Raw genomic sequence first — 25081 nt, 5'->3', positions numbered from 1 at the left:
AATGTGGAACAAGAAGCAGGCGACGCCTGCCTCTCACCCGCCGCCGTGTATTCTCTTGGCTCAACTTAAGCGCTATAAAGGCGCGACGCCGCCCGTGACCTTGCAGAAGCCAGAAGTTATATGATCAACAAAGACAACGCGCTCTGTTACCTCACCGTAGGATGGCTGTTTGCGACAGTGGCGACTGGGCTCTACTATCTAGCGGGCAGCACGACCCCCACCGCAGATGTGACGGCGCAAACCAACCCCAACTTGCACCACATATCCGTCATCGACATGGCTCCGGGAGACACTGTTTTTAGCGACTTCAACGGGAAACCCGTGGTGATCTGGCGGCGCAGCCTGCCACAAATGGCAACCGCGTTGACACAGTGGGAACCCCGCTTTGTTTATGACGACATACTGGAGAGCTTGCAGGACGGATCGCTCGAAGCGGACATGGACCCCGAGCAGTACACCTACCTCGAATGGCTTGTGCTCAGTCCTGTGGATATGGGTGGCATCGGCTGCGTCACCATGCCCGGCGCAGGGGATTTTGGCGGCTTTTTTGATCCGTGTCGCGGCTCTCACTTTGATCTATGGGGGCGCGTCAAAAAAGGACCAAGCGAGCACGACTTACAAGTTGTGCCCACTCGGTTTGATGACAACCGACACTCCGTTTTGATCGATCTCACCGAAATTCAGAAGTTCAGATGATTTCAAAACCCGATCTCAAAACTTCGCCATGCACTCCTGTGCGCGTTCAATCGCATTTTTCGGTGTCTTGAGTTTGACAGTCACCGCCCGAGGCGAGCCTTGAAACGCCACAAACTCGCGGGCTTTTTCCAAATCGACCACAAACTGTGGGTTGTCAAAAACGATGTACCCGCCGGTAAAACCGCCAGAAACTGTCTGTGACACAGACGAGGCTGTCCCAGAGTAGATTTTGCCGTTCACCACAATCGCAATCTCGCGATCTCCATCCGCGGGCGCCTCGCCTTTAACGAAGGCCCCCAAATAGCCGGCGTCTTGGGCCATGGTGAGACCCGCCTGCACCACGCTGTTTTCACTGCGCCATTCAATGAAACAGGACTGCCGTGTGTTGTTCTTGAAGACCGTCCAATATTTCGAACTCAGATAGGTCTCCACATTGTCGCCAGAGGTCGGCAAAACCGTGTCATCCGCCGCAAAGCTCATCGATGCCGTGAGCAATGCCGCCGCGGCGGTCAATCCGGTCACAATTGTCTGAACAGGTTTAAACGGGCTCATGGGGGCTATTCCTTTCAAAAATGCGATCTGGGCCAAGCATAGGCGCGGCCCGTCGAAGGTAAATTTCTTGTTAGGGTAGAGCATTCCTTGCAACCGGTCCATCACTCAGAAGGTGCGCGTCAAACGTCTCCCGGCGGAAAGCATCGTTACAATTCGCCAAACCCAGCGCCCGTTGCCTTCACAAACGCAACGTTTTGCGCGTTCAAAAAACGCACCTCCGCAAAACAGTCGTGATACAGACAAAATACCGACGCGAAATTTGGCCCGATTTGGCAAGTTAACGCCCTACCCCAGCCGCGCAATGATGGCGTCCACATCCATACCTCGCACAGCCCCGGGAAACGCCCCTCGATCTCCCGCAACCCGCGAACCGACATAGCCTTCCGCCACTACCGACGGTGCGGTTTTCATCAGGCTGGCGGCCGTCAAAAGCACCGCCAAACTCTCCACAAACCACCGCGCCTCCGCCTCATGCGGCAGCCCTGGCCAGCGTTCCATATGCGCTTTCAAAGCCGCATCATAGCGCCCATCTGATCCCGTCACAGAACCGAGCACAGCTTTCAATGCCTCACCCGCTTCCGGCTCCTTCACCAGCGCCCGCAACACGTCCAGACAGATCACATTGCCGGAGCCTTCCCAGATGCCATTGAGCGGCGCCTCACGATAAAGCATCGGCATCGGCGTTTCCTCGACGTATCCCATGCCGCCCAGCATCTCCATCGCCTCCGCGATCACACCAATGCAGCGTTTGTTGTTGAGATATTTCGCCAATGCTACGCCAATCCGCGCCAGCGCACGGCTTTCTGCATCGTCCCGATCAAAGGCACCTGCAAGGAACATCCCGACCGACAGCGCCGCCTCCGTATCCACAGCCAAATCGGCCAAGACCGACCGCATCAGCGGCTGGTCGATGAGGCGCTTTTGAAACGCAGAGCGTGACGCTACCCACCAGTGTGCCTCCTGCAAGGCCGCCCGCATCAGCCCCGCCGGGGCCAATACTGTGTCCAGCCGCGTGTGATGCACCATTTCAATAATGGCCCGCACCCCCGCGCCTTCCTCGCCCACGCGGTAAGCCAGCGCATTGTGATATTCAATCTCAGAACTGGCGTTGGCCTTATTGCCCAACTTGTCCTTAAGTCGTTGAATACGAATGCCATTGCGCTCGCCTTCCAACCAGCGCGGCACCAGAAAACAAGTGAGCCCCCCCTCTGCCTGTGCAAGCGTCAGGAACCCGTCACACATCGGCGCGGAACAGAACCATTTGTGCCCATTTAACCGATAGACCGCGCCATCTCGGCTGGCTTTGGTGGTGTTGGCCCGCACATCACTGCCACCCTGCTTTTCGGTCATGGCCATGCCCAGAGTTGCACCTTGTTTGGTGCCAATCGGCGTGGTCCTCGGATCATAGACACCAGAGGTCAAACGCGGTGTCCAAACCTCCGCCAGATCCGGCTGATGCCGCAGCGCGGGCACCGCCGCATAGGTCATGGTTAATGGACAGGCGATACCAGGCTCCAACTGCGCCATGTAGTAGGTCAACACCGCATGGGTTGCATGTCCCCCGGCCTGCCCGTCCCAGGCAGCCGAGGCATAGCCCGCTTCTAAGCCCGCCTGCATCACCGCATGGTATCCCGGGTGAAATTCCACCTCATCCACGCGCCGCCCGGACCGGTCAAACGTCTTTAGCCGCGGCAGATCCCGCCGCGCATCCTCCGCCGCTTGCCGCAGAGGTTCACCACCCCATTTGGCCCCAACCTGCGCCAGATGATCCACCCGCGCCCCCGCCGCCGCGGCGTGCTCTATCAGCGCGTGATCCTGCCCCCAAAGATCCACCGCCCGCTGCGGTTCGGGTTGGTTAAAAACCTCATGCGATCCTAACTGTGACACCGGCTGTGATGTGGTCATTTCTGGCTCCTCCCACAGCCAGCCTGACCGGAGAAAAACGCCCTGCCAACATTCCCGTCACGTCACAAAAATAAATGAAAAAACTTGTCGTTAAGGGATTCACACAGCGAATCACCTAAGATATAAAGAAATCAGACGGCGCAAAGCCGCACTCAGAGGCAAAAATGACAGCATCTTCCACCAAACCGGCCCTTGGCGCGCTTGCGTTTTTTGGCATCGCTTTCACGCTGGCGACCTACTTCACCTTCGCCGCTGTGCAAGGCGACTACGGCCTATTTCGTCGTGTGGAGATCCTGGCGGAAAAGCAGCAACTCGAGGCGGAGCTGGCTCTGGCGCAGGCGGAAGTGGCCCATATGGAAAACCTCACCCGTCGCCTGTCTGACAGCTATCTGGACCTTGATTTGCTGGATCAACAAGCCCGCGACGTACTTGGCATGATCCGCGCCGATGAGCTTGTCATTCGCTGAATCCGCGAACATCCTGACAATACAGACCTTTTTCCACTCGCAACCCATGCGGTGATCCGCTACCCTTCCTGCAAGTATGGTTTAACACTAAACCATTTTGTCTTTGGGAGGAGTCACCATGGCGGCAAAACGCGCTGCAAAGAAGCCCAACGTCTCGGGCGAAGAACTCACGCAATACTACCGCGACATGCTGTTGATCCGCCGCTTCGAAGAGAAGGCAGGCCAACTCTACGGCATGGGATTGATCGGCGGGTTTTGCCACCTTTACATCGGTCAGGAAGCCGTAGTTGTGGGCCTTGAGGCCGCAACAGAAGAAGGTGACAAGCGCATCACGTCGTACCGCGACCACGGGCACATGCTGGCCTGCGGCATGGACGCCAACGGTGTGATGGCCGAACTGACTGGGCGTGAGGGCGGCTACTCCAAAGGCAAAGGCGGCTCCATGCACATGTTCTCGAAAGAGAAACATTTCTATGGCGGCCACGGCATTGTCGGCGCGCAGGTGCCACTTGGCGCAGGCCTCGCTTTTGCCGACAAATACAAAAACAACGGCCGCGTGACCTTCACCTACTTTGGCGACGGCGCGGCCAACCAAGGCCAGGTATATGAGACCTTCAACATGGCTGCTCTCTGGGATTTGCCGGTCATCTTTGTGATCGAAAATAACCAATACGCTATGGGTACAGCCCAAGCCCGATCCACGTCGTCTCAAGACATTTACAAACGCGGCGAAGCCTTTGGCATTCCAGGGGAAATGGTCGACGGAATGGACGTCCTAGCGGTCAAAGATGCCAGCGAACGCGCAGTGAAGCACTGCCGCTCCGGCAAAGGCCCTTACATCCTTGAAGTCAAAACCTACCGCTATCGCGGCCACTCAATGTCCGACCCGGCAAAGTATCGCACCCGCGAAGAGGTGCAAAAAATGCGCGAGGAACGTGACCCTATCGAGAATGTGCGCCAGATGCTTCTAACCGGCAAACACGCCTCCGAAGAGGATCTGAAAGCGATCGACAAAGAGATCAAGGCCATCGTGAATGCCTCGGCCGACTTCGCCAAGGAAAGCCCCCTGCCAGACGAGACCGAACTCTGGACCGACATCTACGCGGAGGCATGATCATGGCGCATTTTGAAATTCACGCCGCAGATGTTGAGGCTGCTAAGGCTTTTTACACCGGCCTTTTTGACTGGACTTTTTCCGCCATGCCGGGCGGAGAAGACATTCAATATCAGCTTGTTGCAGGCGACGGCATTGGCACCGATCACGGATTGACAATTGGCATGATGAAACGCATGGGAGCCACCCCCGAAGCCAGTTCCCCGGTCCGCGGCGGCACGATGACCTTTGACGTGGCTGACTGTGACAAAAGCTACGCTTGGGCGCTGGACAACGGCGGTGCCGAAGCCCTGCCCCCGCAAGATTTTCCCGGCATCGGCCGTTGCGCCTATGTCGAAGACGGCCAAGGAAATATCGTTGGAATGATCGCCCCATCCAAGGAGGGAAACTGACCCATGGCAACCGAAATTCTCATGCCCACCCTCTCTCCGACCATGGAAGAAGGCACGCTGGCCAAATGGCTGGTCAAAGAAGGCGACACTGTACAATCCGGTGATATCATTGCCGAAATCGAAACTGACAAGGCCACTATGGAGTTTGAGGCGGTCGATGAAGGTGTGATTGGCAAAATCCTGATCGCGGAAGGCACCGAAGGTGTGGCAGTCAACACCGCCATCGCCATTCTGGCCGAAGACGGCGAAGATGTCAGCGCTATTGAGGCCGCTCCAGAAGCGTCTGAGGCCAGTGCACCGGCTCCTGCCACCGAAGCCCCTGCATCTGTACCGGCACAAGCCGCTCCGGCAGCACCAGCGCCAGATCTGACGCCGGATTGGCCCGAAGGCACACCGATGAAGACCCAGACTGTGCGCGAAGCGCTGCGGGACGCCATGGCCGAAGAAATGCGTGGTGACGAAGACGTCTACCTGATGGGCGAAGAAGTCGCGGAGTATCAAGGTGCCTATAAGGTGAGCCAGGGTCTGCTAGATGAGTTTGGCAGCAAGCGGGTCATCGACACCCCCATCACCGAGCATGGCTTTGCCGGGATCGCGGTGGGTGCGGCCTTTGGAGGCTTGAAGCCGATTGTTGAATTCATGACATTCAACTTCGCCATGCAAGCCATTGACCAAATTATCAATTCCGCTGCCAAAACACTCTATATGTCCGGCGGTCAAATGGGCGCACCCATGGTGTTCCGTGGCCCCAACGGTGCCGCCGCCCGCGTCGGAGCGCAGCACAGCCAAGACTACGCAGCATGGTACGCGCAAATCCCAGGCCTTAAAGTTGCAATGCCCTACTCGGCCTCTGACGCCAAAGGGTTGCTCAAATCCGCAATCCGCGATCCAAACCCGGTGATCTTCCTGGAAAACGAAATCATGTATGGCCGCAGCTTCGAAGTGCCCGCCATGGATGATTTCACCATTCCTTTCGGCAAGGCCCGCATCTGGCGCGAAGGCTCTGACGTGACCATCGTCAGCTTCGGAATCGGCATGCAGTACGCCCTCGAGGCTGCTGATAAACTGGCAGAAGACGGCATTTCTGCAGAAGTCATCGACCTGCGAACTCTACGCCCGATTGACTACGACACTGTAATTGCCTCGGTGATGAAAACCAACCGCTGTGTGACGGTGGAGGAAGGCTGGCCGGTGGGCTCCATCGGCAACCACCTCTCGGCCACCATCATGGAACGCGCATTTGACTATCTGGACGCCCCGGTGATCAACTGCACTGGCAAAGACGTCCCGATGCCATATGCGGCCAATCTCGAAAAACTGGCGCTGACGACCACGGAAGAGGTCATCGCGGCGGTGAAACAAGTGACTTATCGGTGAGGAGACACGCACATGCCTATTGAAATCCTCATGCCCGCCCTCTCGCCCACCATGGAAGAAGGCACATTGGCCAAATGGCTGGTCAAAGAAGGGGACGAAGTTTCCTCAGGTGACCTTCTGGCGGAAATCGAAACCGACAAGGCCACTATGGAGTTTGAAGCCGTCGAGGACGGCATCATTGGCAAGATCCTGGTGCCGGAAGGCTCCGAAGGTGTTGCAGTGAACTCGCCCATCGCCATTTTGCTCGAAGATGGCGAAAGCGCAGCCGACATCGGTGCGACACCAGTTGCTGCACCTACCGCAGCGACCGAGAGTGCACCTAAAGCCGCACCAAGCGAGACTTCGCAGGCCCCTGCAGCGCCCGCGGCTCCTGTCGCGGCAGACGGCAATCGCATCTTTGCCTCACCTCTCGCCCGCCGGATCGCGGCCAACAAGGGGGTCGATCTCGCGACCATTCAGGGTTCAGGCCCACGTGGACGCATCGTGAAGGCAGATGTTGAGGGAGCGTCCGCAGCCTCAACGTCCAAGCCAACTGCGGCAGCTGCAGCACCGTCTGCGGCGCCAGCCCCAGCGGCCAAGCTGCCTGCCGGTCCCGATGCCGAAACCGTGCTGAAAATGTACGCGGACCGGGATTTCGAAGAGGTGACGCTCAACGGGATGCGCAAAACCATTGCTGCGCGCCTTACAGAAGCCAAACAGTCGATCCCGCATTTCTATCTGCGTCGCGACATCAAACTGGATGCCCTCTTGGCCTTCCGCAGCCAGCTCAACAAACAGCTGGAAAAGCGTGGCGCCAAACTCTCGGTGAATGACTTCATCATCAAAGCTTGCGCACTGGCGCTGCAAGAAGTTCCAGAAGCCAACGCCGTTTGGGCCAACGACCGCATCCTCAAGCTGTCTCCATCCGACGTGGCCGTTGCGGTGGCCATCGAAGGCGGGCTGTTCACCCCTGTGCTCAAAGACGCTGAGATGAAGTCTCTCTCCGCGCTCTCAGCGGAAATGAAAGACCTCGCCGCCCGCGCACGGGATCGCAAACTGGCCCCTCATGAGTATCAGGGCGGCAGTTTTGCCATCTCCAACCTCGGTATGTTTGGCATCGACAACTTTGACGCGGTTATCAACCCACCACATGGCGCAATTCTGGCCGTTGGCGCTGGCACCAAAAAACCGGTTGTGAACACCGAGGGTGATCTGGAAGTCGCGACCGTTATGTCAGTGACGTTGTCTGTCGATCACCGCGTGATCGATGGCGCATTGGGGGCACAGCTTCTGAACTCCATAGTCGACAATCTGGAAAATCCAATGGCGATGCTGGCTTAAACCAAACACCGAAGCGACAAAAAAAGGACCGCATCAAGCGGTCCTTTTTCTTTTATAATCAGATCTCTGCTAGCTTTTGCTGCAGTCACCAATGTCCTGATTCATGTTCACCGCTGGCTGGTCACAACCTGCTTCGCCCACCACTTTTGCCGGCACACCGGCAACCGTCGAACAAGGCGGCACCTCTTGCAACACGACCGAGCCAGCTGCCACGCGACTGCAATGCCCCACTGTGATGTTGCCGAGCACCTTGGCGCCGGCGCCAATCAAAACGCCATCGCCAATCTTGGGATGACGGTCCTCTTCTTCTTTGCCGGTCCCACCAAGCGTCACAGAGTGCAGCATCGAGACGTTGTCGCCGACGACAGCGGTTTCACCAATCACAATGGAATGCGCGTGGTCGATCATAATGCCTTTGCCAATCTTGGCAGCCGGATGAATGTCGATGCCAAAGATTTCGCTGGTGCGCATCTGGATGAAGTAAGCCAGATCGGTACGCCCCTGGCGCCACAGCCAATTGCCAATACGGTACGCCTGAACCGCCTGGTAGCCCTTGAAGTACAGGATCGGCTGTAGCAGACGATGGCACGCCGGATCGCGATCATAAATCGCGCTCAAATCAGCCCGCGCGGATTCCGCGATTGCCGGATCCGACGCAAACGCCTCGTCCGCAATCTCACGCAGGATCACCATCGACATCTCGTTAGAAGACAGCTTGGCTGCAAAGCGATAGCTCAGCGCGCGCTCGATTGTGCGATGGTGCAACACGCAAGCATGCACCAAACCACCCATCAGCGGCTCTTCTTTCACCGCCTCTTCCGCTTCACGCGTAATTTGCTGCCAGACCGGATCAAGTTCGGTCACTTTGGGTTGCGTCTCAGCCATCTTGGTCCCCTTTTTCTCCCGGCCAGCCTACACCACCTAAGCGGAACGCCGCAAATTCAAAGGTGTGACGGCGACAAAAACCAAATCGAATGAAACACAAAGCGGTGAGCCCAGCTGTGCTTCTTTCTCAGGCCTCAAGCGCCATTGACCGAAACGGTCCCGGCCCAAACACCGCTGAAATTTGCGCCACCTCGACCTCAAGGCCCGAAACACCGCCATCTGCCATCTGATCATCAGGTTGGTATTGCCACCTTGTTTCAAACACTTGCACCTCACGCATTATTGCATCCGCGCGTCGTATGCGAAGAAGATAACCTTCATTTTCTTCGCCAAGTGGCACCTCGAAGCCGTCCCAATTGTCCGCATCCATCCGTGCGCGCCTAATCCACGTGACCTCAATGTTGCCGGCTGATTTTAACACCTGTCTCAGATGCACGGGCGCGTAAGGCCGCAAACCATTGCCCTCGAAGCTTTCCACATGATGCGTGTAACTGGCGGCGTTCAGGCCGCGCTGCGCAGGCCCGATACGATAGTTTCGGGTCTGACCGCGATTGTTTTTTGCAAATGGCAGCTGCGTAAGCTGAGACGAGCGAAAGACAACCCAGCTTCCAGCCGGCCAAGCCTCTGGCATCAAAGCGTCCGTCCCCAGCTGTCCCCGCAAGCGTGTCGACAACGCGTAGCGGTTTTCCCCAAACAGCTCGGCGTCCTGAAACTGAAATGCTTCCCAATTTCCAGGAGAACCGTCGCCAATAAACGCCAGGTTTTGCCCGTTTAAAACCTCCTGCGCACTAGCGCTGCGCAGCGCACCGTTCAGCATCCGCAGTTGTATCGCTTCACCACGATCCCAGACACCTGTACTTGCACGCCAAAGCGGCGTTTCAGTCACACCAACGATGGCGCTGCCATCGACAATTCCATCCAACCCATACCCTTCCTCGCTGTCGCTCGAATACACCGCAACCACCCCCGGCCAAGGGTTGCCAGCCACCGCAAGATGTGGCGCATGGGGAAGCTCTTCACCCGTCATCAATGGCAGGTCCAGAAACAACGTCTGAACCGGCACTGCCGGAACAAACCGGGGCTTTCGAGCGACGTCTTCGGTCATCTCGGCTGTCTTATAAAGCGACCTTTCCGTCCGCCCCCCTTCCAGCACCTGCGCCCCCTGCTGGGTCAATCGGTCGAGCCGAAACTTTTGAGCCCCTCCGGCTTGAGAATTCAATTCGACAAGGTCTCCCACCCCTATATTCAGGCGGCTTGGTGGCAATGCCAGTTTCACCCGATCCCGAGCCACGCGTGCCTCTGCCAACCATCGCTCTGCCGTCTGGCGTCCCTCCGCCCGCGTCAAAACTTCTTCGACTTCACTATGCGCCACTGAAAAAGTTGCTTCGTCGTGTAAAACGGCTTCTTCGGAGGCGGTCTCAAAATCCCGTTCCGCCAGCACAAAATTCAACCGGACACGACCAGCAAGTTCGGCATCCGCCTGTCGTGTCAATTCCACGTCGCCATCGACGTCTTTCACGTCTGCGCAGCATTCCGGCTCTACAACGTATTTCTGCTGATCCGAGCGCATGACAAACTGCAGAACCCCATCACGCTCCACAGCATCAAAACCGTGTCGCAACATCAAAGGTTGCAAGGCCGACCGCCCATCGGCCACGTCCGATTGCACAAATCCGCGCACCACCCCACGCAATCCTGACACGTCATAGGCGGAGATGCCTGCGTCGATGCAAATCTCCTCAACCAACGATCCAAGGCTGCGATTGCTCACCCGCCCATTGATCCAATGGCCTTTGTAATAATTGCTCCCGTCGCTCCACAAGTCGCGCTCGTTCGGGAAAGCGGGAAACGGCCGTGCATCCCAGGCCCAGGCAAACATGCGATCACATGCCACCATGCTGCCCCCATACACATTGGAAACCGGATTCATTTGTGGATCTGCATAATGCTCATGCAACGCCTGATAGTAGCGTTGTTGCACAGCGTCCTCTCGCAATCCTGTGGAAAAAAAAGGCATCGCAGATTCAGAAGATTTCTCATCCAGAAACTTGTTTGGCTGATTGGGCCCCTTATCAATCGCAGCGCAGCCTATTTCATCGACCCAGGCAGCATCAAATTGCGGCCCGCGCAGGCTCTCCGGGTCATGCGCCGAAAACGCCTGCGCCACAGCACCGTTGGGCCAAACCAATCTCCGTCGCCCTGCCTCCCACACCGGACGCCGATCGGGCGGCGCACAGACGATTAAGCCACTTTCGCCAAAAATCATCACCTCGCGCACCTGATCGATGGTTTCTCCCACCAAAGCTACCCGCCGCGCAGTCCCTTCGTCCTGTGGCCTAGCCCCCTCGACCACAGAGCGCACCCATTCGGCCCCGGCCCGCGTCTTGCCGGCCCCACGTCCGCCCAGGATCACCCAGGTCTTCCAATCCCCTGCCGGCGGCAGCTGATGTGGCATGGCCCAGAACTCAAACAAAAAGGGGAGCGCCAAAAGCTCCCCTTCCGTCAGACTGCCTAAAAATTCACTCTGCATCGCGCGCGGCTCGGAGGCGATCCAGGCGGCGCCCGATCGAAGATCGCGCGACATCGAGGTCAAGCTGGGCATGTCCTGTTGGACGGTTTGTTGCGGAACGCTGGTCAATGTCTCTCTCCACCAATAGCGCCAATCGCATGCACTGCCGCACCTGGGCCAAAACCTGACTTCCCGCTGCGGTGGCCTCAGGACCATCGCGATGTAAAGCGATCTTGACCCGCTCCAACTCCCCAGTCACTCGCCGCAACATCAGCTGCAAAGCGTCCAGTTCCTGATCCAGCGCGCGTTCACCCGAAGGCGTAAAATGTTGTGTCATTGTTGCTCTTTGCCTCTCATGCGCAGTTGCCCCTCCGCACAAGCCACACGTCATCCGGCTTCACCCAAACGAGATCAAAATACCCGCCCTACGTGTGTTCTGGTCTAGCAAGACTTAACACAAAAACTTAGGAAAAATCAATATTACCATAGTTTTCAATACATTAACCATGCGACCGCAGGTGTTGTATGTGGCAGGAAACGCAGTGTTTCCAAACTGGAACTCTACCGCCCAATTTGCGCCCTTATCGAAACCTAAACCTTTATGTGGTGGATTATTTTTGGATGATTTGAAGGGGACTAAGATGCGTATAGCTGCCTATACTACGCCTTCCTGGCCGATCAGAGTGTCGCTGGCCGTTGCCTGTTTTTTTGGCACGGTTCAAGCAGGACCAGCGTCTGACAGTGTCAGCTCGACATTCCAGTTGCCGCCAGAAATTCACTCAGAAGTGCTGCCCAGCCAGACCTGGTGACCACACATCGGCTCAAACAAAAACGCGGCGCCTTTAGGCACCGCGTTTTGTGTTTCTGAGCCGAACCGAACTTACTGGTTGGCCCTCTCCGCCTCGATCTTACGCCAAGCCGCCACGTTTTGGTTGTGCTCGGCCAAGGTCTCCGCAAAAGCGTGACCACCGGTGCCATCCGCCACAAAGAAGATATACGGCGTGGTGTCAGGATTGGCCGCTGCTTCCAGACTTGCACGGCCCGGGTTGGCAATTGGTGTCGGCGGCAAACCATCGATCACATAGGTGTTCCACGGGGTCTCCCGACGTAGCTCGCTTTGACGCAATCCACGGCCCAGAACACCCACGCCTTCGGTCACGCCATAGATCACTGTCGGGTCGGTTTGCAGTCGCATGCCACGGTTCAATCGGTTTGTGAACACACTGGCCACCTGACGCCGCTCTTCCGCCACACCGGTCTCTTTCTCGATGATCGACGCCAGGATCAGCAGCTCATTTGGCGACAACAGCGGCACATCCGACGCCCGGCTTTCCCAAGCTGCCGCCACAAGGAACTCCTGAGCGTCTTGCATACGATCAATCACACTCTGACGGGTGTCACCGACACGTACTTCATAACTGTCCGGCGCGAGGCTACCCTCTTCAGGTCGCTCGATCTCACCACTGAGCAACTCAATGCTGTTGAGCGTGTCCATCACCTGCCAGCTGGTCACACCCTCGGCCACAGCAATGCGATAACGCGTATCTGATTCATTGTGCACCCGTGTGTAATCCGCAGGCGCTTCGTCTTCCGCAGGATTAAACGCCGCCACTTCAACAAAGCTGCCAGTCGCTGGATCAAGCTCGCGCACCTGAACGGTCTTACGGGTCACACCGATGCGATAAACCACCTCGGTCCCACAGGTGCTCGCTCCGCCACGGGTGACGATGTCGACAATCTTTTCCATCGACGCAGCCGCAGGCACAAGGAATGCACCCGCCTTGAGTTTATCCGCCTTATCCGAATAATCCGCACCCAAACGGAACAAAGTTCCACTGGCAATTGCGCCTTTTTCTTCAAGGTCTTGCGACACGCGGCTCATGTTGGAACCCGGTTGCACACGCACACAGACAGGCTCGTTTAACGGCCCTTCCGCGCGATAGGTCGACTGCCCAAAAAGGATGACGCCCCCCAATAGGAAGAGCGCCACAATGAGGAAAGTCAGTGCGTTAGACGCAACAGAGCGCCACATTAATCAACCTTTCCGAAGATCACGGACGCATTGGTGCCACCAAAGCCAAAGCTATTGGACAGCGCCACATTGATCTCGCGCTCCACCTTCTTGTTTGGTGCCAGATCAATGACGGTCTCCACCGCTTGGTTGTCGAGGTTGATGGTCGGCGGTGCCACCTGATCGCGGATCGCCAAGATCGAGAAGATCGCCTCGATCGCGCCCGCCGCGCCCAACAGGTGGCCGGTCATCGACTTGGTCGAGGACATGGTAACTTTGCTCGCGTGCTCGCCCATCATGCGCTCCACCGCGCCCAACTCGATGGTGTCTGCCATCGTCGAGGTGCCGTGAGCATTGATGTAGTCGATGTCCTTTGGCTCAAGGCCCGCCTTCTTCAGCGCTGCCCGCATGGAACGCTCGCCACCTTCGCCAGTCTCAGACGGTGCGGTGATGTGATATGCGTCACCTGACAGACCATAACCCAGCACTTCGGCGTAGATCTTCGCACCACGAGCCTTGGCGTGTTCGTATTCTTCCAGCACCACAATACCAGCGCCCTCGCCCATGACAAAGCCGTCACGGTCGGCATCATAGGGGCGGCTGGCTTTGGTTGGATCATCTGCACAACCGGTCGACAGCGCCTTACAGGCGTTAAAGCCGGCGATGCCAATCTCACAGATCGCTGCTTCGCCGCCACCGGCAACCATCACATCCGCATCATCAGACGCAATCAAACGAGCCGCATCACCAATGGCGTGCGCCCCAGTGGAACAGGCAGTCACAACCGAGTGGTTGGGGCCTTTAAAGCCGTATTTGATGCTCACCTGCCCGGAGATCAGATTGATCAGCGCACCGGGAATAAAGAACGGAGACACACGACGCGGGCCTTTTTCGGCCATCAACAGCGTGGTTTGCTCAATCGATTGCAGCCCCCCAATGCCGGAGCCAATCATCACACCGGTGCGTTCCAGCGACTCGGTGTCTTGCGGCATCCAACCACTGTCTTCCACAGCCATCTGAGAAGCCGCTGCACCATATAGGATAAAGTCGTCTACCTTGCGGCGCTCTTTTGGCTGCATCCAGTCATCTGGATTGAAGGTGCCATCGGTGCCGTCGCCATACGGCACTTCGCACGCATATTTGGTGGTAACCCGCTCGGGATTAAACCGGGTGATGGTGCCCGCACCGGACTGACCGTCCAGAATACGAGTCCAGCTTTCTTCCACACCGGAAGCCAATGGAGTGACGAGCCCAAGCCCGGTGACAACAACACGACGCATTTTCTATGCCCTTCCTCAGAAGTCTTTTGCGGGTTCATACCCCGCTTCGCCCCCAAGGGGCAAGAGCGGCCAACCCACAGCTTGGCCCGTTGCGCGCTTCCGCGCCCAAATTTAGGCCGTTTCCTTTCGGCAGCCTCCCCGCCACCGACAACGTAAAACGCCCGCCTCACCTAAGAGACGGACGTTTGATATTCTCACTCACCTGCAAATTGCAGGATCTCCGGCTTAGGAAGCTTCGGAGATGAACTTAACGGCGTCGCCGAAGGTCTGGATGGTTTCGGCTGCATCGTCTGGGATCTCGATGCCGAACTCTTCTTCAAAAGCCATAACCAGTTCCACGGTGTCGAGGCTGTCTGCGCCCAGATCGTCAATGAAGGAAGCTGCTTCAACAACTTTGTCTTCTTCTACACCCAGGTGCTCTACAACGATCTTTTTTACGCGGTCTGCGACGTCGCTCATGTCAATTCCTCATTCGTATTGGGCGAATTGGCCCGTTTGAATTCCTGCCCGCGCGGGCAGGTTCGATTTGTGCCCCACAATGGGACGGTTTTGGTCCGGCTACACCGGAAGGTCTCCGTCCACCCCTCAAGGCACCCGGAAAATACTCGCCGCCTATAACACATCCGCTTCACAACGCAAACGCTTTCACCGACGACAATTGCGGCGCCCTATTGGACGCCGCGAAGGCTTACAACATGGCCATGCCACCGTTCACATGCAAGGTCGAGCCGGTCACATAACCCGCTTCCGGGCTGGCCAGATACAGAACAGCCGCCGCAATCTCTTCAGAAGAGCCCATGCGCGCTGCTGGAATCTGCTTGTTGATGGTCTCTTTCTGATCATCGTTCAGCTTGTCAGTCATCGCTGTGGCAATGAAGCCCGGCGACACGGCATTGGCAGTGATACCACGGCTGGCCACTTCATAGGCGATCGATTTGGTCATCCCAACCAAACCCGCTTTGGAGGCGGCATAGTTCACCTGACCCGGGTTGCCGGTTGCACCAACAATCGAGCTCACGTTGATGATACGGCCCCAACGCGCCTTCATCATCGGACGCATCACCCCGCGGCACAGACGCATCGCACTGGTCAGGTTCACGTCAATCACGCTCTGCCACTCATCATCAGACATGCGCATGAAAAGCTGGTCCCGTGTGATACCGGCGTTGTTCACCAAGATATCGACGCTGCCCATGGCCGCAATCGCTTGCTTTGGCAGCGCATCCACGGCTTCACCGTCGCTCAGGTTACACGGCAACACATGCGCGCGCTCGCCCAATTCCGCCGCCAATGCTTCAAGCGGCTCAACACGTGTGCCTGACAGGCCAACGGTTGCGCCCGCAGCGTGCAGAGCTTTGGCAATCGCGCCGCCAATGCCACCCGATGCACCGGTGACCAGTGCGGTTTTTCCAGTCAGATCAAACATATTTGTCTCTCTCAGTTTTTCACAACAGGCTGTGTCAAAAGCCCGTATTTTTCAATTTCTGCAGCGCTCATCACATGGGTTTCTTGAACTGGCGCCGCGTCAAGCGTGAACCAATAAAACGCATCGCTACCCAGCATCCGCTTGGTGTAACTCAAATAAGCAGCATGTTCCGGATCCGTCTTTGGCAGATCACGCCCCTGCAGGTTGCCCGCGGCCCAGCTATGAACGCCGATGATTGCACCTTCTTCCATGCTGCGCTGCACTCCGGCCAAAAACAGATCTGACCCACCAGAGTGAACCTCACTCTCCGCCGCGAGATGTGTATCCAAGCCTAAGTCCCGCACACGATGGCCCAATTGCAGATTGACCTCATCATCAACCGACCCTGGAATTTCCAGCAACACCAAACGTGTCACGTTGGGGTTGTCAGAGATCGCCTGCTCAAACGCCACCAGACTGCGACTGTTCAATGTGCCATTCACCAACAGATCGCCGCCGTCTGCTTCGAACGCGATGGTGTCGGTGGCATTGAGATAGGCCACCTCCAATTGCACACAGCCCGCAAGCGCCGCCAGCCCAAGGGCAGCAGCGCCGCAAACTGCAACAAAGCGTCGGTTCAAGACAGGCTCTCCACCGCCGCCTTCACATCTTCCGGCGTACCCACGGCGCGCACCGCGTTGGCGCGGTCGATCTTGCGGATCATGCCGGACAAGGCTTTGCCTGCGCCAATTTCCCAGAATTCTGTGACGCCATCAGCTGCCATTGTCTGCACCGATTCGCGCCAACGCACTGATCCGGTCACCTGCTCCACCAACAACTTGCGGATTTCATCCGGATCAGACACCGCCGCCGCACGTACGTTGGCAATCACCGGCACTGCCGGCGCCTTGATCTCTACCGCGGCCAGCGCCTCAGCCATCACATCCGCCGCAGGCTGCATCAGGGCACAGTGGAATGGTGCGCTCACCGGCAACATCACCGCACGGCGCGCGCCTTTTTCCTTAGCGATCTCAGCCGCACGTTCCACAGCCGCTTTGGCACCGGACACCACAACCTGCGTTGGGTCGTTGTCATTCGCCGCCTGGCAAACTTCGCCCTGCGCCGCGGCCTCGGCAACTTCCTGCACCGCTGCAAAATCCAAGCCAAGGATTGCCGCCATCGCGCCTTCGCCCACAGGCACCGCCGCCTGCATCGCTTCACCACGGGTGCGCAGCAAACGCGCCGTGTCGCCAATGCTCAAGGCACCAGCCGCCGCCAAAGCCGAGTATTCGCCCAGCGAGTGGCCCGCCACACAGGACGCCGCCGCAATGCTCACGCCTTCCGCCTCAAGCGCCTTCATCGCCGCCAGCGAGGTCGCCATCAACGCCGGCTGCGCATTCTGCGTCAAGGTCAGCGTCTCCTGCTCCCCTTCCCAGATCAGCGAGCTCAGGCTTTCGCCCAAGGCTGCATCTACTTCGTCAAACACCGCTTTGGCCTCTGGATAGGCCTCCGCCAACGCTTTTCCCATTCCAATGGTCTGGGCACCCTGTCCCGGAAACACAAATGCACGGCTCATTCTTGGCTCTCCTTGCAAATCTTTGGATTGGAATAGCGCGCACCGCCCGCGCACGCAACGTCAATAGAGGGGGAAAGCCGCCGCCGACACACCACATCAACGCGCAAAAACCTGCCACCCACCGGCACTACTGCGCATCTTTGCACAGCTCAGGTGCACCGCCGCCAGTTGCTTTGAGGCGTCACAAACCCCAAAGTCTGACCAACACTTTCAAGAGGTTTCCTATGCCCCGCAGCAACACAGCCCTTCGCTACGGCTCCGTCGCCAAGACCTTTCACTGGCTCACCGCCCTCCTCATCCTCTCGGCACTGATCTTGGGGTTCGTGGCCTACCGCGCACCCTATGAAGACAGCGCACAATTGGCCTTCAAAGCCACGCTGTTCTCCGTGCACAAAACCGTTGGCCTCACCGCCTTCTTCACCGCTCTCTTGCGTATCCTCTGGGCTTTCACCCAGCCACGCCCCAAGCTGCTCAACGGCGATCATGGCCTGGAAGCCTGGGCCGCTGAAACTGCCCACTGGGTGCTCTATAGCTCCATGGTGCTTGTGCCACTCACTGGCTGGATGCACCACGCCGCCACCACAGGCTTCGCCCCCATTTGGTGGCCATTTGGCCAATCTCTATTCTTTGTGCCCAAAGACCCAACCGTCGCCGCCATCCTTGGCGGTGCGCACTTCCTCTTTATGATTGTGCTGGTCCTGACCCTGCTGGCGCACATCGGCGGCGCGCTCAAACACTTCGTCATCGACCGCGACAAAACCCTGCAACGCATGTTGCCCGGTCACACCGACCTGCCAGAGCCGCCTGCAGACCAACCCGGCCACCTGCGCCCGGCCCTCACCGCTCTTGCCGTCTGGGCGGTCGCCCTTGTGATCGGCGCAAACGCTGGCCTTTTTGCAGCTGAAGAACGCATAGAGACCGCCGCCCTCGCCGAGGTCTCTTCCGAATGGCAGGTCCAATCCGGCACGCTGGAAATCGCCGTGCAACAATTTGGCGCTGAAGTGACCGGAGAATTTACTGACTGGACCGCAGAAATCGCCTTCAACGAAGAGCCAACCTACGGCAAACACGGCACTGTCACCGCAACCATCGCCATCGGCTCGCTTACCCTTGGCTCTGTCACCGACCAGGCTTTGGGCGCAGATTACCTCAACGCCACCGCGTTCCCGACCGCCACCTTTGTCGCGGACCTGCTGCCAGCAGAAACCGGCTATCTGGCCAAAGGTGAGTTGACCATCAACGGCCACGCCGTCCCCATCGATCTGCCATTTGCACTGACGCTTGAGGGCGACACCGCCAACATGACCGGCACCGTCTCCTTGGACCGCCGCGCGTTTCATGTGGGTGACGACATGACGGATGAAAGCTCGCTGGGCTTTGGCGTGGATGTGAATGTGGCGCTGATGGCCAACCGCGGCGAGTAACCACGCGGCCCACCTCTCCAAATCCCGCAAAACAAAGGCCGCACCCAGGTGCGGCCTTTGTGCGCTTGTCAATCTGTTTGCCTCGCCTAAACTGGCTGCATCATCAAGCCAAATAGATCAGCTAAGCCTTTCGCATCTCAAGAGGTTTCCCCCATGCAGAAAACGCTCCTCCTCACCGGTGCCAGCCGGGGCATCGGCCACGCCACTGTGAAGCGTTTCTCTCAGGAAGGCTGGCGTGTGCTCACCTGCTCTCGTCAACCGTTTGATCCGCGCTGTCCTTGGCCCGACGGAGAAAAGAACCACATCCAACTGGATCTCGGCGATCCGGCTGATGCCATCAACGCTGTCGAGGTGATCCGCGAACGCCTTGACGGCCCGCTGCACGGTCTCGCCAACAACGCAGGTATTTCGCCCAAGGGTCCCAACGGCGAGCGCCTCAACACATTCACCACCGACCTAATGGACTGGGGTAAAGTTTTTCACGTAAACTTCTTTGCTTCAGTGGTGCTGGCACGGGGCTTGCGAGACGAGCTTGCCGCAGCCAAAGGCTCTATTGTGAATGTCACGTCTATTGCGGGCTCCCGCGTGCATCCTTTTGCTGGTGCGGCTTACGCAACATCCAAGGCGGCCCTCGCCGCCCTCACCCGTGAAATGGCGCATGATTTTGGTCCACTGGGCGTGCGCGTAAACGCCATCGCCCCAGGTGAGGTGGAAACAGCGATCCTATCCCCCGGCACTGACAAGATTGTCGATGGACTGCCAATGAAACGTCTTGGCCAACCTTCAGAGGTGGCGGACGTGATCTATTACCTCTGCTCCGATCAATCCTCCTACGTGACCGGCACCGAAATCGAGATCAACGGCGGCCAGCACGTCTGAACCCTAACAAAAAAGGCCGCCCGATTGGACGACCCTTTCCGTGAGTGATGGGCAATAAGGCTTAGTCAGCCTTCATCGCCTCAACAGAAATCTGCACCTGCACCTCGTCGCTCACAAACGGTGCGAAGTTGCCCGCACCAAATTCGCTACGCAGCAACGTGATGGTGGCGTTGAAACCAGCCCATGGCTTTTTCGCCATCGGGTGCTCGCTTGCCGTGTTCAGCTGCGCGTCCAGCACAACGGATTTGGTCACACCGTTGATCGACAGGTCGCCAGTGATGTTGGCGGTGGTCTCACCGGTCACTTCAATGCCGGTGGAGGTGAAGCTCACCACGGAGTCATCATTGGCGTTGAAGAAATCAGGGCTCATCAGGTGCGCGTCGCGCTTCTCCCAACCGGTCCACATGGACTTCAGCGGCATCGACACTGCTACAGAGCTGTTGGCTGGATCTTCCTGATCAAACATGATCTCGCCTTCAAAACCGGAGAACAGACCCCAAGTGGTGGAGTAGCCCAAGTGGTTGTAAGAAAACAGGATCTGGCTGTGGCTGGCGTCCAGCATGTATTTCTCTGGCGCCGCAACAGCGGTGGTGGCGGAAGCAGCGGCAAAGGCAAAGCCAGCGGCAAGAAGGGTGCGTTTCATGGGGCGTCTCCTGAAGACAAGTTCAATTTCTGATGGAACCAATGTGCCTATTCAACGCTGCGCAGCAATTCGCAGTAAACCCACATATTCTGTGCATCTGTGAACAATTGCGTGATCTCGCACAAAAAAGGCCGCCTTTCGGCGACCTTCCGTACGTTATCGGCAAGCCTTTGCCTAGCTTGGCAAAATCGACTGGCTACGCAGCTGCGCAATGGCGTCCAACCGCGCATGGTTGCCATCTATCGGCAACGCCACCATGGTCTCCCCCGCCTCATCCATCACCTCAAGCGCGCTGTCACTGACATCCACACGCCCAATATCTTCATAGTTGATGGCCTGCAGCACATGCTTGCGTCCGCGGGGCAGGCCTTCATACACCAACAGCTGCTCATTACGCTCATCAAAGTGCAGCTCTTTGCGTGGTTTATCAGTGGCAATTTGGGTCATGCCCACGCCGCCGGTCACCAACAGGATCGACACGCCCATTTTGGCCAAGAGGATTGTCGGTGTCAGATCCATACCCGGCATCAACCAAAGCCCGACGCCTGCCATGATAAACGCACAGCCAAACAGCATCGAGGACGCGCGCACAGACAGCGAGGGGCGCTTGCCCTCCACCCGCGTCACACAGGACCGTGTTTCACCCGCAAAATTGGTCAGCGCCACCATAATCCCACTCTCCCACTTGGCCTTTCTAAGACCCTAAATCCAACGGCTTCTCCACCGGTTGCTCAGACCATCGGATTGAAATCAGGCAGGAATGCGGCGGATTAACGAAAACCTCGTGCCCATTGCATCGGGACTGTGCCAAGTATTGCACCGCAGTACGCGGCTGACGGAAACCCACAGCCCCAATTCACACAAGGCTTGCGCTCCCCCCAAATTCGGCTATACAGCGCCATCCTTTTGCAAAAGCTTGAACCGCGCAGTCTCTCGTGGGTGGGGGCAGAAGGACTGAGAAACCCCGCTCTTTGAAATGCGCCTATAATTGAATGGAGAGCACATGCCACTGTATGAGCATGTTTTCATCTCGCGCCAGGACCTGTCCAACGCGCAAGCCGAAAGCCTCGTTGAGCACTTCAGCACCGTTCTTTCTGACAACGGCGGGTCCGTTGTTGAGAGCGAGTACTGGGGCGTGAAGACCATGGCCTACAAAATCAACAAGAACCGCAAAGGCCACTACGCCTTCCTGAAGACCGACGCACCTTCCAGCGCGGTTCAGGAAATGGAACGCCTGATGCGCTTGCATGATGACGTGATGCGCGTTCTGACCATCAAGGTTGACGAGCACCCTGAAGGTCCGTCGATCCAGATGCAGAAACGTGACGAGCGTGACAACCGTCGCGAACGCCGCAACTAATCACCTTAAGAGAGGACATTAAGTTATGGCTGCAAAACCATTTTTCCGCCGTCGCAAAGTCTGCCCTTTCTCGGGTGAGAACGCGCCGAAGATCGACTACAAAGACACCAAGCTGCTGCAGCGCTACATCTCTGAGCGTGGCAAGATTGTGCCTTCGCGCATCACAGCCGTGTCCGCAAAGAAACAGCGTGAGCTGAGCCGTGCCATCAAACGCGCACGCTTCCTCGCACTGCTTCCATACGCCGTGAAGTAAGGAGAGACTGACATGCAAGTTATCCTTCTGGAACGTGTGGCCAAGCTCGGCCAAATGGGTGAAGTTGTTGACGTGAAGCCTGGCTTCGCACGTAACTTCCTTCTGCCCCAAGGCAAAGCGCTGACCGCCTCCAAAGCGAACATCGCCTCCTTCGAAGCGCAAAAAGCGCAGCTCGAAGCGAACAACCTGGAAACCAAAAAAGAAGCCGAAGCGCTGGCAGAGAAACTCGACGGACAGCAGTTCATCGTGATTCGCTCCGCGTCTGACGCTGGTGCCCTGTACGGCTCTGTCACCCCACGTGACGCCGCTGAAGCAGCCACCGCCGCTGGTTTCACCGTTGACAAGAAACAGGTTGTTCTGGCCAAGCCGATCAAAGACCTGGGTCTGCACACAGTACACGTACTGCTGCACCCAGAAGTCGACGTGACCATCGACATGAATGTGGCGCGCTCCGAGGAAGAAGCTGAGCTTCAGGCCTCTGGCAAATCCATTCAGGAACTGGCCGCGGAAGCAGAAGCAGAAGCAGAATTCGAAATCGCCGAACTGTTCGACGATATCGGTGCTGCTGCGTCTGACGACGACGATTTTGCGCCGGCAGCTGCCGACGCCGAAGAAGCGCCTGCCGAAGAGCAGTAAGCACTTCACCGCGAAGAAATCGCAGAGCCGCGCCCGGGTGCACCTGGGCGCGGCTTTTTCTTTGCATCCGCAAGATACCGCGCACAGCGCCATGCCCCCCTTCCCTTCCTGACATCAAAAGCCATACTGACGCCGACCCTTGATCTGGAGGCTGCATGTCCCGTTTGTTCACCCGCCGCGCCGCTTGTCTTATGCTCGCCAGCCTGCCTCTCGCCACTTGCGGCCGGTCTGAGCCTGAGGCCAAGCCTTTTGATCCCCCGCTTTACCCAAATGAAACGCCAGAGCTGCGCGCGCTGATCAACAAATGGGCGGATCACTACGAGGTGCCGCGCGATCTGGTGCATCGCGTGATCATCCGCGAAAGCACCCACCGCCCCTGGGCCGTGAACGGCCCCAACATTGGCTTGATGCAGATCCAGCTGCCGACCGCGCGCGGCATGGGCTACACAGGCGGCCGCCAAGGCCTTTTGGACGCAGAAACCAATCTAACTTACGCCGTAAAATATCTGCGTGGCGCCTACATGGTTGCCAAAGGCAACTATGACCGCTCCGTGTTCCTCTACGCCAAAGGGTATTACCCCGAAGCCAAAGCCGCAGGATTGTTGAAAGAAACCGGCCTCGCGCCATGAGCCACCTTGGCATGTAGCGCTGGCACCGGTAATCTGCCCTTAATTGTACCCCTTCAATTAAGGACCATCCGTGTCGACAGATTCCGCCGCCGGCCTGCATCCCCTGGCCCCGTCTCACCTGCCCAGTTTCATTTCCGACGCCGCTGGGGCCGATCCAATGATGACCAACGTCGGCATTTTTGTCGTGGTGGTGGTTTTCCTCGCGGTCACGTTTTTCCTGCATCTGCACTCACTGCCGGAGAAGCTTGCCCATCAGGTGGGCGCAAACCAGCTGCAAATTGTGGGCGTGCTCGCCCTGATCGCCCTCTTCACCCACAACAATCTTTATTGGGTCGCGGCGCTGATGATCGCGCTTATTCAAATCCCGGATTATGAAACTCCGTTGGGTCGCATCGCCGCCGCGCTGGAGGCGCTCAAACAACCGTCGCCAGACCGAGGCAGCCCCACGTCACCCGAAGACAGCACCTTGCTGGCCGACGAAACAAATGTGGCCGAAACGCCCGCTCCCACCAAAGAAGCGGAGGCGTGATCGATGCTTGAATTTCTCGCCTGCTCCATGCTCACTATCTTGCCTGATTACCTGTTCCGCCGCTTCTGGCAGGGCAAACGCATCGGCAAAGACATCACTTTGTTTTCAATGTGGTACGAGCTGCGCTACGGGCTCAGCGCCTGTTTCATCCTCACCGTCAGCCTGATTACACTGATCTTCTACTTCCACCCCTCCACCACCAGCGTGTCGTCCTATTTCCGCACAGTCACCCTGCTGTCTGAAACTCCGGGGCGCGTTGTAGATGTCATGGTGAAAAACAACCGAGCCGTCAAAGCTGGCGATCCGCTGTTCAAACTGGACGACAGCAGTCAGCGTGCCGCAGTCGCCACCGCGCGGGCAGCGACCTACGAAGTGGACGCCGCAAGGCTTCTCGCCACCGACGACCTGCGGGTGGCGCAAGCTAATTTGGATGCGGCGGAAGCAGCCTTTGAACAGACCAAAGACGAGTTTGAGCGTAAAAACACCCTGTATCAGGAAAACTCTCCCGCGGTGACAGTCCGCGAAGTCGAACGTCTCGAAAACCTGATCCAGGAACGTCTGGCCGCCGTGGATTCCGCTCACTCAGCTGTGGAATCCGTGAAACACCGTCTGGAAACCCAAATTCCCGCGCAAATGGACAGTGCCGAAGCCGCCCTGCACCAAGCAGAGGTCGAGTTGGCCAAAATGATTGTTTACGCGGGTGAAGACGGCCGTGTGGAGCAGTTTGGCCTCCAGGTTGGCGACTACATCAACCCAATCCTGCGACCTGCCGGCATTCTTGTGCCGTCTCACAGTGGGCGCGGCCGCTTTCAGGCGGGCTTTGGACAGCTGACCGCACAAATTCTGCACCCAGGCATGTTGGCGGAAATGTCCTGCCTCTCCAGCCCGATGCGCGTCACACCAATGGTGATCGTGTCCGTGCAAGACGTGATCCCCGCCGGTCAAATCCGCCCAAGCGACAGCCTGCGTGACCCGCAGGACAACAAACGCCCCGGCACCGTCATCGCGTTTTTGGAACCGCTCTATGAAGGCGGCACCGATCACCTGCCCCCAGGCAGCCAATGCGAGGTCAACGCCTACACCAACAACCACGAACGCCTGCAAGATCCAGACATCGGCACCGGCGAATTTGTCGCCCTGCATGTGATCGACACAGTTGGCTACGCCCACGCGCTGATCCTGCGCTTCCGCGCCATCCTAATGCCGTTCCGGGTCCTGGTCTTCTCCGGCGGACACTAA

At 57.7% G+C, this 25081-nt stretch carries 27 protein-coding genes; 14 read left to right on the top strand and 13 right to left on the bottom strand.

The window, feature by feature from the left end:
* The first annotated feature begins 120 nt into the window (after positions 1 to 120).
* Positions 121 to 696 carry a ubiquinol cytochrome C oxidoreductase gene (locus JXR15_RS10605; protein WP_422053197.1) on the top strand — a complete coding sequence of 192 codons (576 nt, stop codon included), beginning with the start codon at positions 121 to 123 and terminating at the stop codon, positions 694 to 696.
* Positions 697 to 711: 15 nt separating this feature from the next.
* Here JXR15_RS10605 and JXR15_RS10600 read toward each other — a convergent pair whose 3' ends face one another.
* Positions 712 to 1248 carry a hypothetical protein gene (locus JXR15_RS10600; protein ID WP_422053196.1) on the bottom strand — a complete coding sequence of 179 codons (537 nt, stop codon included), beginning with the start codon at positions 1246 to 1248 and terminating at the stop codon, positions 712 to 714.
* A gap of 285 nt (positions 1249 to 1533) precedes the next feature.
* Positions 1534 to 3153 carry an acyl-CoA dehydrogenase family protein gene (locus JXR15_RS10595; RefSeq protein ID WP_422053195.1) on the bottom strand — a complete coding sequence of 540 codons (1620 nt, stop codon included), beginning with the start codon at positions 3151 to 3153 and terminating at the stop codon, positions 1534 to 1536.
* Positions 3154 to 3317: 164 nt separating this feature from the next.
* Here JXR15_RS10595 and JXR15_RS10590 point away from each other — a divergent pair, with 164 nt between their 5' ends.
* The 5 genes from JXR15_RS10590 to JXR15_RS10570 all read left to right on the top strand — a co-directional run bounded on the left by JXR15_RS10590 (position 3318) and on the right by JXR15_RS10570 (position 7823).
* Positions 3318 to 3620, top strand: coding sequence for an FtsB family cell division protein (locus tag JXR15_RS10590; RefSeq protein ID WP_294229114.1), 303 nt, complete (start codon positions 3318 to 3320; stop codon positions 3618 to 3620).
* A 118-nt stretch (positions 3621 to 3738) separates the two neighbouring features.
* Entirely contained in the window at positions 3739 to 4734 is a 996-nt protein-coding gene (gene pdhA, locus JXR15_RS10585; RefSeq protein ID WP_422053194.1) for a pyruvate dehydrogenase (acetyl-transferring) E1 component subunit alpha, read from the top strand.
* A 2-nt stretch (positions 4735 to 4736) separates the two neighbouring features.
* Complete coding sequence (locus JXR15_RS10580) at positions 4737 to 5126, top strand: VOC family protein (protein WP_422053193.1); 390 nt, start codon at positions 4737 to 4739, stop codon at positions 5124 to 5126.
* 3 nt (positions 5127 to 5129) lie between these two features.
* Positions 5130 to 6503: a pyruvate dehydrogenase complex E1 component subunit beta gene (locus JXR15_RS10575; RefSeq protein WP_422053192.1), complete on the top strand. Its 1374-nt coding sequence runs from the start codon at positions 5130 to 5132 to the stop codon at positions 6501 to 6503.
* A gap of 12 nt (positions 6504 to 6515) precedes the next feature.
* Complete coding sequence (locus JXR15_RS10570; RefSeq protein WP_422053191.1) at positions 6516 to 7823, top strand: pyruvate dehydrogenase complex dihydrolipoamide acetyltransferase; 1308 nt, start codon at positions 6516 to 6518, stop codon at positions 7821 to 7823.
* A 69-nt stretch (positions 7824 to 7892) separates the two neighbouring features.
* On the opposite strand, the gene cysE is transcribed toward JXR15_RS10570, so the two are convergent.
* The 9 genes from cysE to fabD form a co-directional block, all read right to left on the bottom strand.
* Positions 7893 to 8708 (bottom strand): serine O-acetyltransferase, encoded by an 816-nt coding sequence (cysE, locus tag JXR15_RS10565; RefSeq protein WP_422053190.1) that lies wholly within the window; start codon positions 8706 to 8708, stop codon positions 7893 to 7895.
* Positions 8709 to 8835: 127 nt separating this feature from the next.
* Positions 8836 to 11196: a phage tail protein gene (locus JXR15_RS10560; protein WP_422053189.1), complete on the bottom strand. Its 2361-nt coding sequence runs from the start codon at positions 11194 to 11196 to the stop codon at positions 8836 to 8838.
* 31 nt (positions 11197 to 11227) lie between these two features.
* Positions 11228 to 11554: a hypothetical protein gene (locus JXR15_RS10555; RefSeq protein ID WP_422053188.1), complete on the bottom strand. Its 327-nt coding sequence runs from the start codon at positions 11552 to 11554 to the stop codon at positions 11228 to 11230.
* 543 nt (positions 11555 to 12097) lie between these two features.
* On the bottom strand, positions 12098 to 13249 hold the full coding sequence (gene mltG, locus JXR15_RS10550; protein WP_422053187.1) for an endolytic transglycosylase MltG: 1152 nt from the start codon (positions 13247 to 13249) through the stop codon (positions 12098 to 12100).
* Entirely contained in the window at positions 13249 to 14508 is a 1260-nt protein-coding gene (fabF, locus tag JXR15_RS10545; RefSeq protein ID WP_422053186.1) for a beta-ketoacyl-ACP synthase II, read from the bottom strand. The genes mltG and fabF overlap by 1 nt, the downstream gene beginning before the upstream one ends.
* A gap of 225 nt (positions 14509 to 14733) precedes the next feature.
* Positions 14734 to 14967 carry an acyl carrier protein gene (locus JXR15_RS10540; protein WP_058240599.1) on the bottom strand — a complete coding sequence of 78 codons (234 nt, stop codon included), beginning with the start codon at positions 14965 to 14967 and terminating at the stop codon, positions 14734 to 14736.
* A gap of 229 nt (positions 14968 to 15196) precedes the next feature.
* Positions 15197 to 15934 (bottom strand): 3-oxoacyl-[acyl-carrier-protein] reductase, encoded by a 738-nt coding sequence (fabG, locus tag JXR15_RS10535; protein WP_422053185.1) that lies wholly within the window; start codon positions 15932 to 15934, stop codon positions 15197 to 15199.
* 11 nt (positions 15935 to 15945) lie between these two features.
* Positions 15946 to 16554, bottom strand: coding sequence for an alpha/beta hydrolase (locus tag JXR15_RS10530; protein WP_422053184.1), 609 nt, complete (start codon positions 16552 to 16554; stop codon positions 15946 to 15948).
* Positions 16551 to 17489, bottom strand: a complete 939-nt coding sequence (gene fabD / locus JXR15_RS10525) for an ACP S-malonyltransferase (RefSeq protein ID WP_422053183.1) — start codon at positions 17487 to 17489, stop codon at positions 16551 to 16553. The genes JXR15_RS10530 and fabD overlap by 4 nt, the downstream gene beginning before the upstream one ends.
* Before the next feature lie 224 nt (positions 17490 to 17713).
* Here fabD and JXR15_RS10520 point away from each other — a divergent pair, with 224 nt between their 5' ends.
* Both JXR15_RS10520 and JXR15_RS10515 read left to right on the top strand, forming a co-directional pair.
* The gene (locus JXR15_RS10520) at positions 17714 to 18913 is read left to right on the top strand and encodes a cytochrome b/b6 domain-containing protein (RefSeq protein WP_422053182.1); all 1200 of its coding nucleotides are present in this window, start codon (positions 17714 to 17716) and stop codon (positions 18911 to 18913) included.
* A gap of 153 nt (positions 18914 to 19066) precedes the next feature.
* Positions 19067 to 19792, top strand: a complete 726-nt coding sequence (locus JXR15_RS10515; protein WP_422053181.1) for an SDR family NAD(P)-dependent oxidoreductase — start codon at positions 19067 to 19069, stop codon at positions 19790 to 19792.
* A 61-nt stretch (positions 19793 to 19853) separates the two neighbouring features.
* Here JXR15_RS10515 and JXR15_RS10510 read toward each other — a convergent pair whose 3' ends face one another.
* Together JXR15_RS10510 and JXR15_RS10505 are read right to left on the bottom strand one after the other, a co-directional pair.
* A complete protein-coding gene (locus JXR15_RS10510) occupies positions 19854 to 20435 on the bottom strand; it encodes a YceI family protein (protein ID WP_422053180.1) in 582 nt (193 codons plus the stop codon).
* A 174-nt stretch (positions 20436 to 20609) separates the two neighbouring features.
* Positions 20610 to 21104 carry a hypothetical protein gene (locus JXR15_RS10505; protein WP_422053179.1) on the bottom strand — a complete coding sequence of 165 codons (495 nt, stop codon included), beginning with the start codon at positions 21102 to 21104 and terminating at the stop codon, positions 20610 to 20612.
* Positions 21105 to 21438: 334 nt separating this feature from the next.
* Here JXR15_RS10505 and rpsF point away from each other — a divergent pair, with 334 nt between their 5' ends.
* The 6 genes from rpsF (at position 21439) to JXR15_RS10475 (ending at position 25081) form a co-directional block, all read left to right on the top strand.
* Complete coding sequence (rpsF, locus tag JXR15_RS10500; protein ID WP_422053178.1) at positions 21439 to 21795, top strand: 30S ribosomal protein S6; 357 nt, start codon at positions 21439 to 21441, stop codon at positions 21793 to 21795.
* A gap of 25 nt (positions 21796 to 21820) precedes the next feature.
* A complete protein-coding gene (rpsR, locus tag JXR15_RS10495) occupies positions 21821 to 22048 on the top strand; it encodes a 30S ribosomal protein S18 (RefSeq protein WP_081531369.1) in 228 nt (75 codons plus the stop codon).
* A 12-nt stretch (positions 22049 to 22060) separates the two neighbouring features.
* Complete coding sequence (rplI, locus tag JXR15_RS10490) at positions 22061 to 22684, top strand: 50S ribosomal protein L9 (protein ID WP_422053177.1); 624 nt, start codon at positions 22061 to 22063, stop codon at positions 22682 to 22684.
* A gap of 155 nt (positions 22685 to 22839) precedes the next feature.
* Positions 22840 to 23313 (top strand): transglycosylase SLT domain-containing protein, encoded by a 474-nt coding sequence (locus tag JXR15_RS10485; RefSeq protein WP_422053176.1) that lies wholly within the window; start codon positions 22840 to 22842, stop codon positions 23311 to 23313.
* A 70-nt stretch (positions 23314 to 23383) separates the two neighbouring features.
* Positions 23384 to 23842, top strand: coding sequence for a hypothetical protein (locus JXR15_RS10480; RefSeq protein ID WP_422053175.1), 459 nt, complete (start codon positions 23384 to 23386; stop codon positions 23840 to 23842).
* 3 nt (positions 23843 to 23845) lie between these two features.
* Positions 23846 to 25081 carry an HlyD family secretion protein gene (locus JXR15_RS10475; RefSeq protein WP_422053174.1) on the top strand — a complete coding sequence of 412 codons (1236 nt, stop codon included), beginning with the start codon at positions 23846 to 23848 and terminating at the stop codon, positions 25079 to 25081.

This window comes from Shimia sp. (assembly GCF_049116215.1).
Lineage (GTDB): Bacteria > Pseudomonadota > Alphaproteobacteria > Rhodobacterales > Rhodobacteraceae > Shimia.
Note: the sequence above shows the minus strand (reverse complement) of the source record. Positions and strands in the feature narration are given on the sequence as shown.

Coding starts and splice junctions, on each gene's coding strand:
- JXR15_RS10590 (WP_294229114.1), top strand. CDS start 3,318: ATGACAGCATCTTCCACCAAACCGGCCCTTGGCGCGCTTGCGTTTTTT.
- JXR15_RS10605 (WP_422053197.1), top strand. CDS start 121: ATGATCAACAAAGACAACGCGCTCTGTTACCTCACCGTAGGATGGCTG.
- pdhA (WP_422053194.1), top strand. CDS start 3,739: ATGGCGGCAAAACGCGCTGCAAAGAAGCCCAACGTCTCGGGCGAAGAA.
- rplI (WP_422053177.1), top strand. CDS start 22,061: ATGCAAGTTATCCTTCTGGAACGTGTGGCCAAGCTCGGCCAAATGGGT.
- rpsR (WP_081531369.1), top strand. CDS start 21,821: ATGGCTGCAAAACCATTTTTCCGCCGTCGCAAAGTCTGCCCTTTCTCG.
- fabF (WP_422053186.1), bottom strand. CDS start 14,508: ATGCGTCGTGTTGTTGTCACCGGGCTTGGGCTCGTCACTCCATTGGCT.
- JXR15_RS10555 (WP_422053188.1), bottom strand. CDS start 11,554: ATGACACAACATTTTACGCCTTCGGGTGAACGCGCGCTGGATCAGGAA.
- fabD (WP_422053183.1), bottom strand. CDS start 17,489: ATGAGCCGTGCATTTGTGTTTCCGGGACAGGGTGCCCAGACCATTGGA.
- JXR15_RS10540 (WP_058240599.1), bottom strand. CDS start 14,967: ATGAGCGACGTCGCAGACCGCGTAAAAAAGATCGTTGTAGAGCACCTG.
- JXR15_RS10575 (WP_422053192.1), top strand. CDS start 5,130: ATGGCAACCGAAATTCTCATGCCCACCCTCTCTCCGACCATGGAAGAA.
- JXR15_RS10570 (WP_422053191.1), top strand. CDS start 6,516: ATGCCTATTGAAATCCTCATGCCCGCCCTCTCGCCCACCATGGAAGAA.
- JXR15_RS10475 (WP_422053174.1), top strand. CDS start 23,846: ATGCTTGAATTTCTCGCCTGCTCCATGCTCACTATCTTGCCTGATTAC.
- JXR15_RS10510 (WP_422053180.1), bottom strand. CDS start 20,435: ATGAAACGCACCCTTCTTGCCGCTGGCTTTGCCTTTGCCGCTGCTTCC.
- JXR15_RS10485 (WP_422053176.1), top strand. CDS start 22,840: ATGTCCCGTTTGTTCACCCGCCGCGCCGCTTGTCTTATGCTCGCCAGC.
- JXR15_RS10515 (WP_422053181.1), top strand. CDS start 19,067: ATGCAGAAAACGCTCCTCCTCACCGGTGCCAGCCGGGGCATCGGCCAC.
- fabG (WP_422053185.1), bottom strand. CDS start 15,934: ATGTTTGATCTGACTGGAAAAACCGCACTGGTCACCGGTGCATCGGGT.
- cysE (WP_422053190.1), bottom strand. CDS start 8,708: ATGGCTGAGACGCAACCCAAAGTGACCGAACTTGATCCGGTCTGGCAG.
- JXR15_RS10505 (WP_422053179.1), bottom strand. CDS start 21,104: ATGGTGGCGCTGACCAATTTTGCGGGTGAAACACGGTCCTGTGTGACG.
- mltG (WP_422053187.1), bottom strand. CDS start 13,249: ATGTGGCGCTCTGTTGCGTCTAACGCACTGACTTTCCTCATTGTGGCG.
- JXR15_RS10520 (WP_422053182.1), top strand. CDS start 17,714: ATGCCCCGCAGCAACACAGCCCTTCGCTACGGCTCCGTCGCCAAGACC.
- JXR15_RS10580 (WP_422053193.1), top strand. CDS start 4,737: ATGGCGCATTTTGAAATTCACGCCGCAGATGTTGAGGCTGCTAAGGCT.
- JXR15_RS10595 (WP_422053195.1), bottom strand. CDS start 3,153: ATGACCACATCACAGCCGGTGTCACAGTTAGGATCGCATGAGGTTTTT.
- rpsF (WP_422053178.1), top strand. CDS start 21,439: ATGCCACTGTATGAGCATGTTTTCATCTCGCGCCAGGACCTGTCCAAC.
- JXR15_RS10600 (WP_422053196.1), bottom strand. CDS start 1,248: ATGAGCCCGTTTAAACCTGTTCAGACAATTGTGACCGGATTGACCGCC.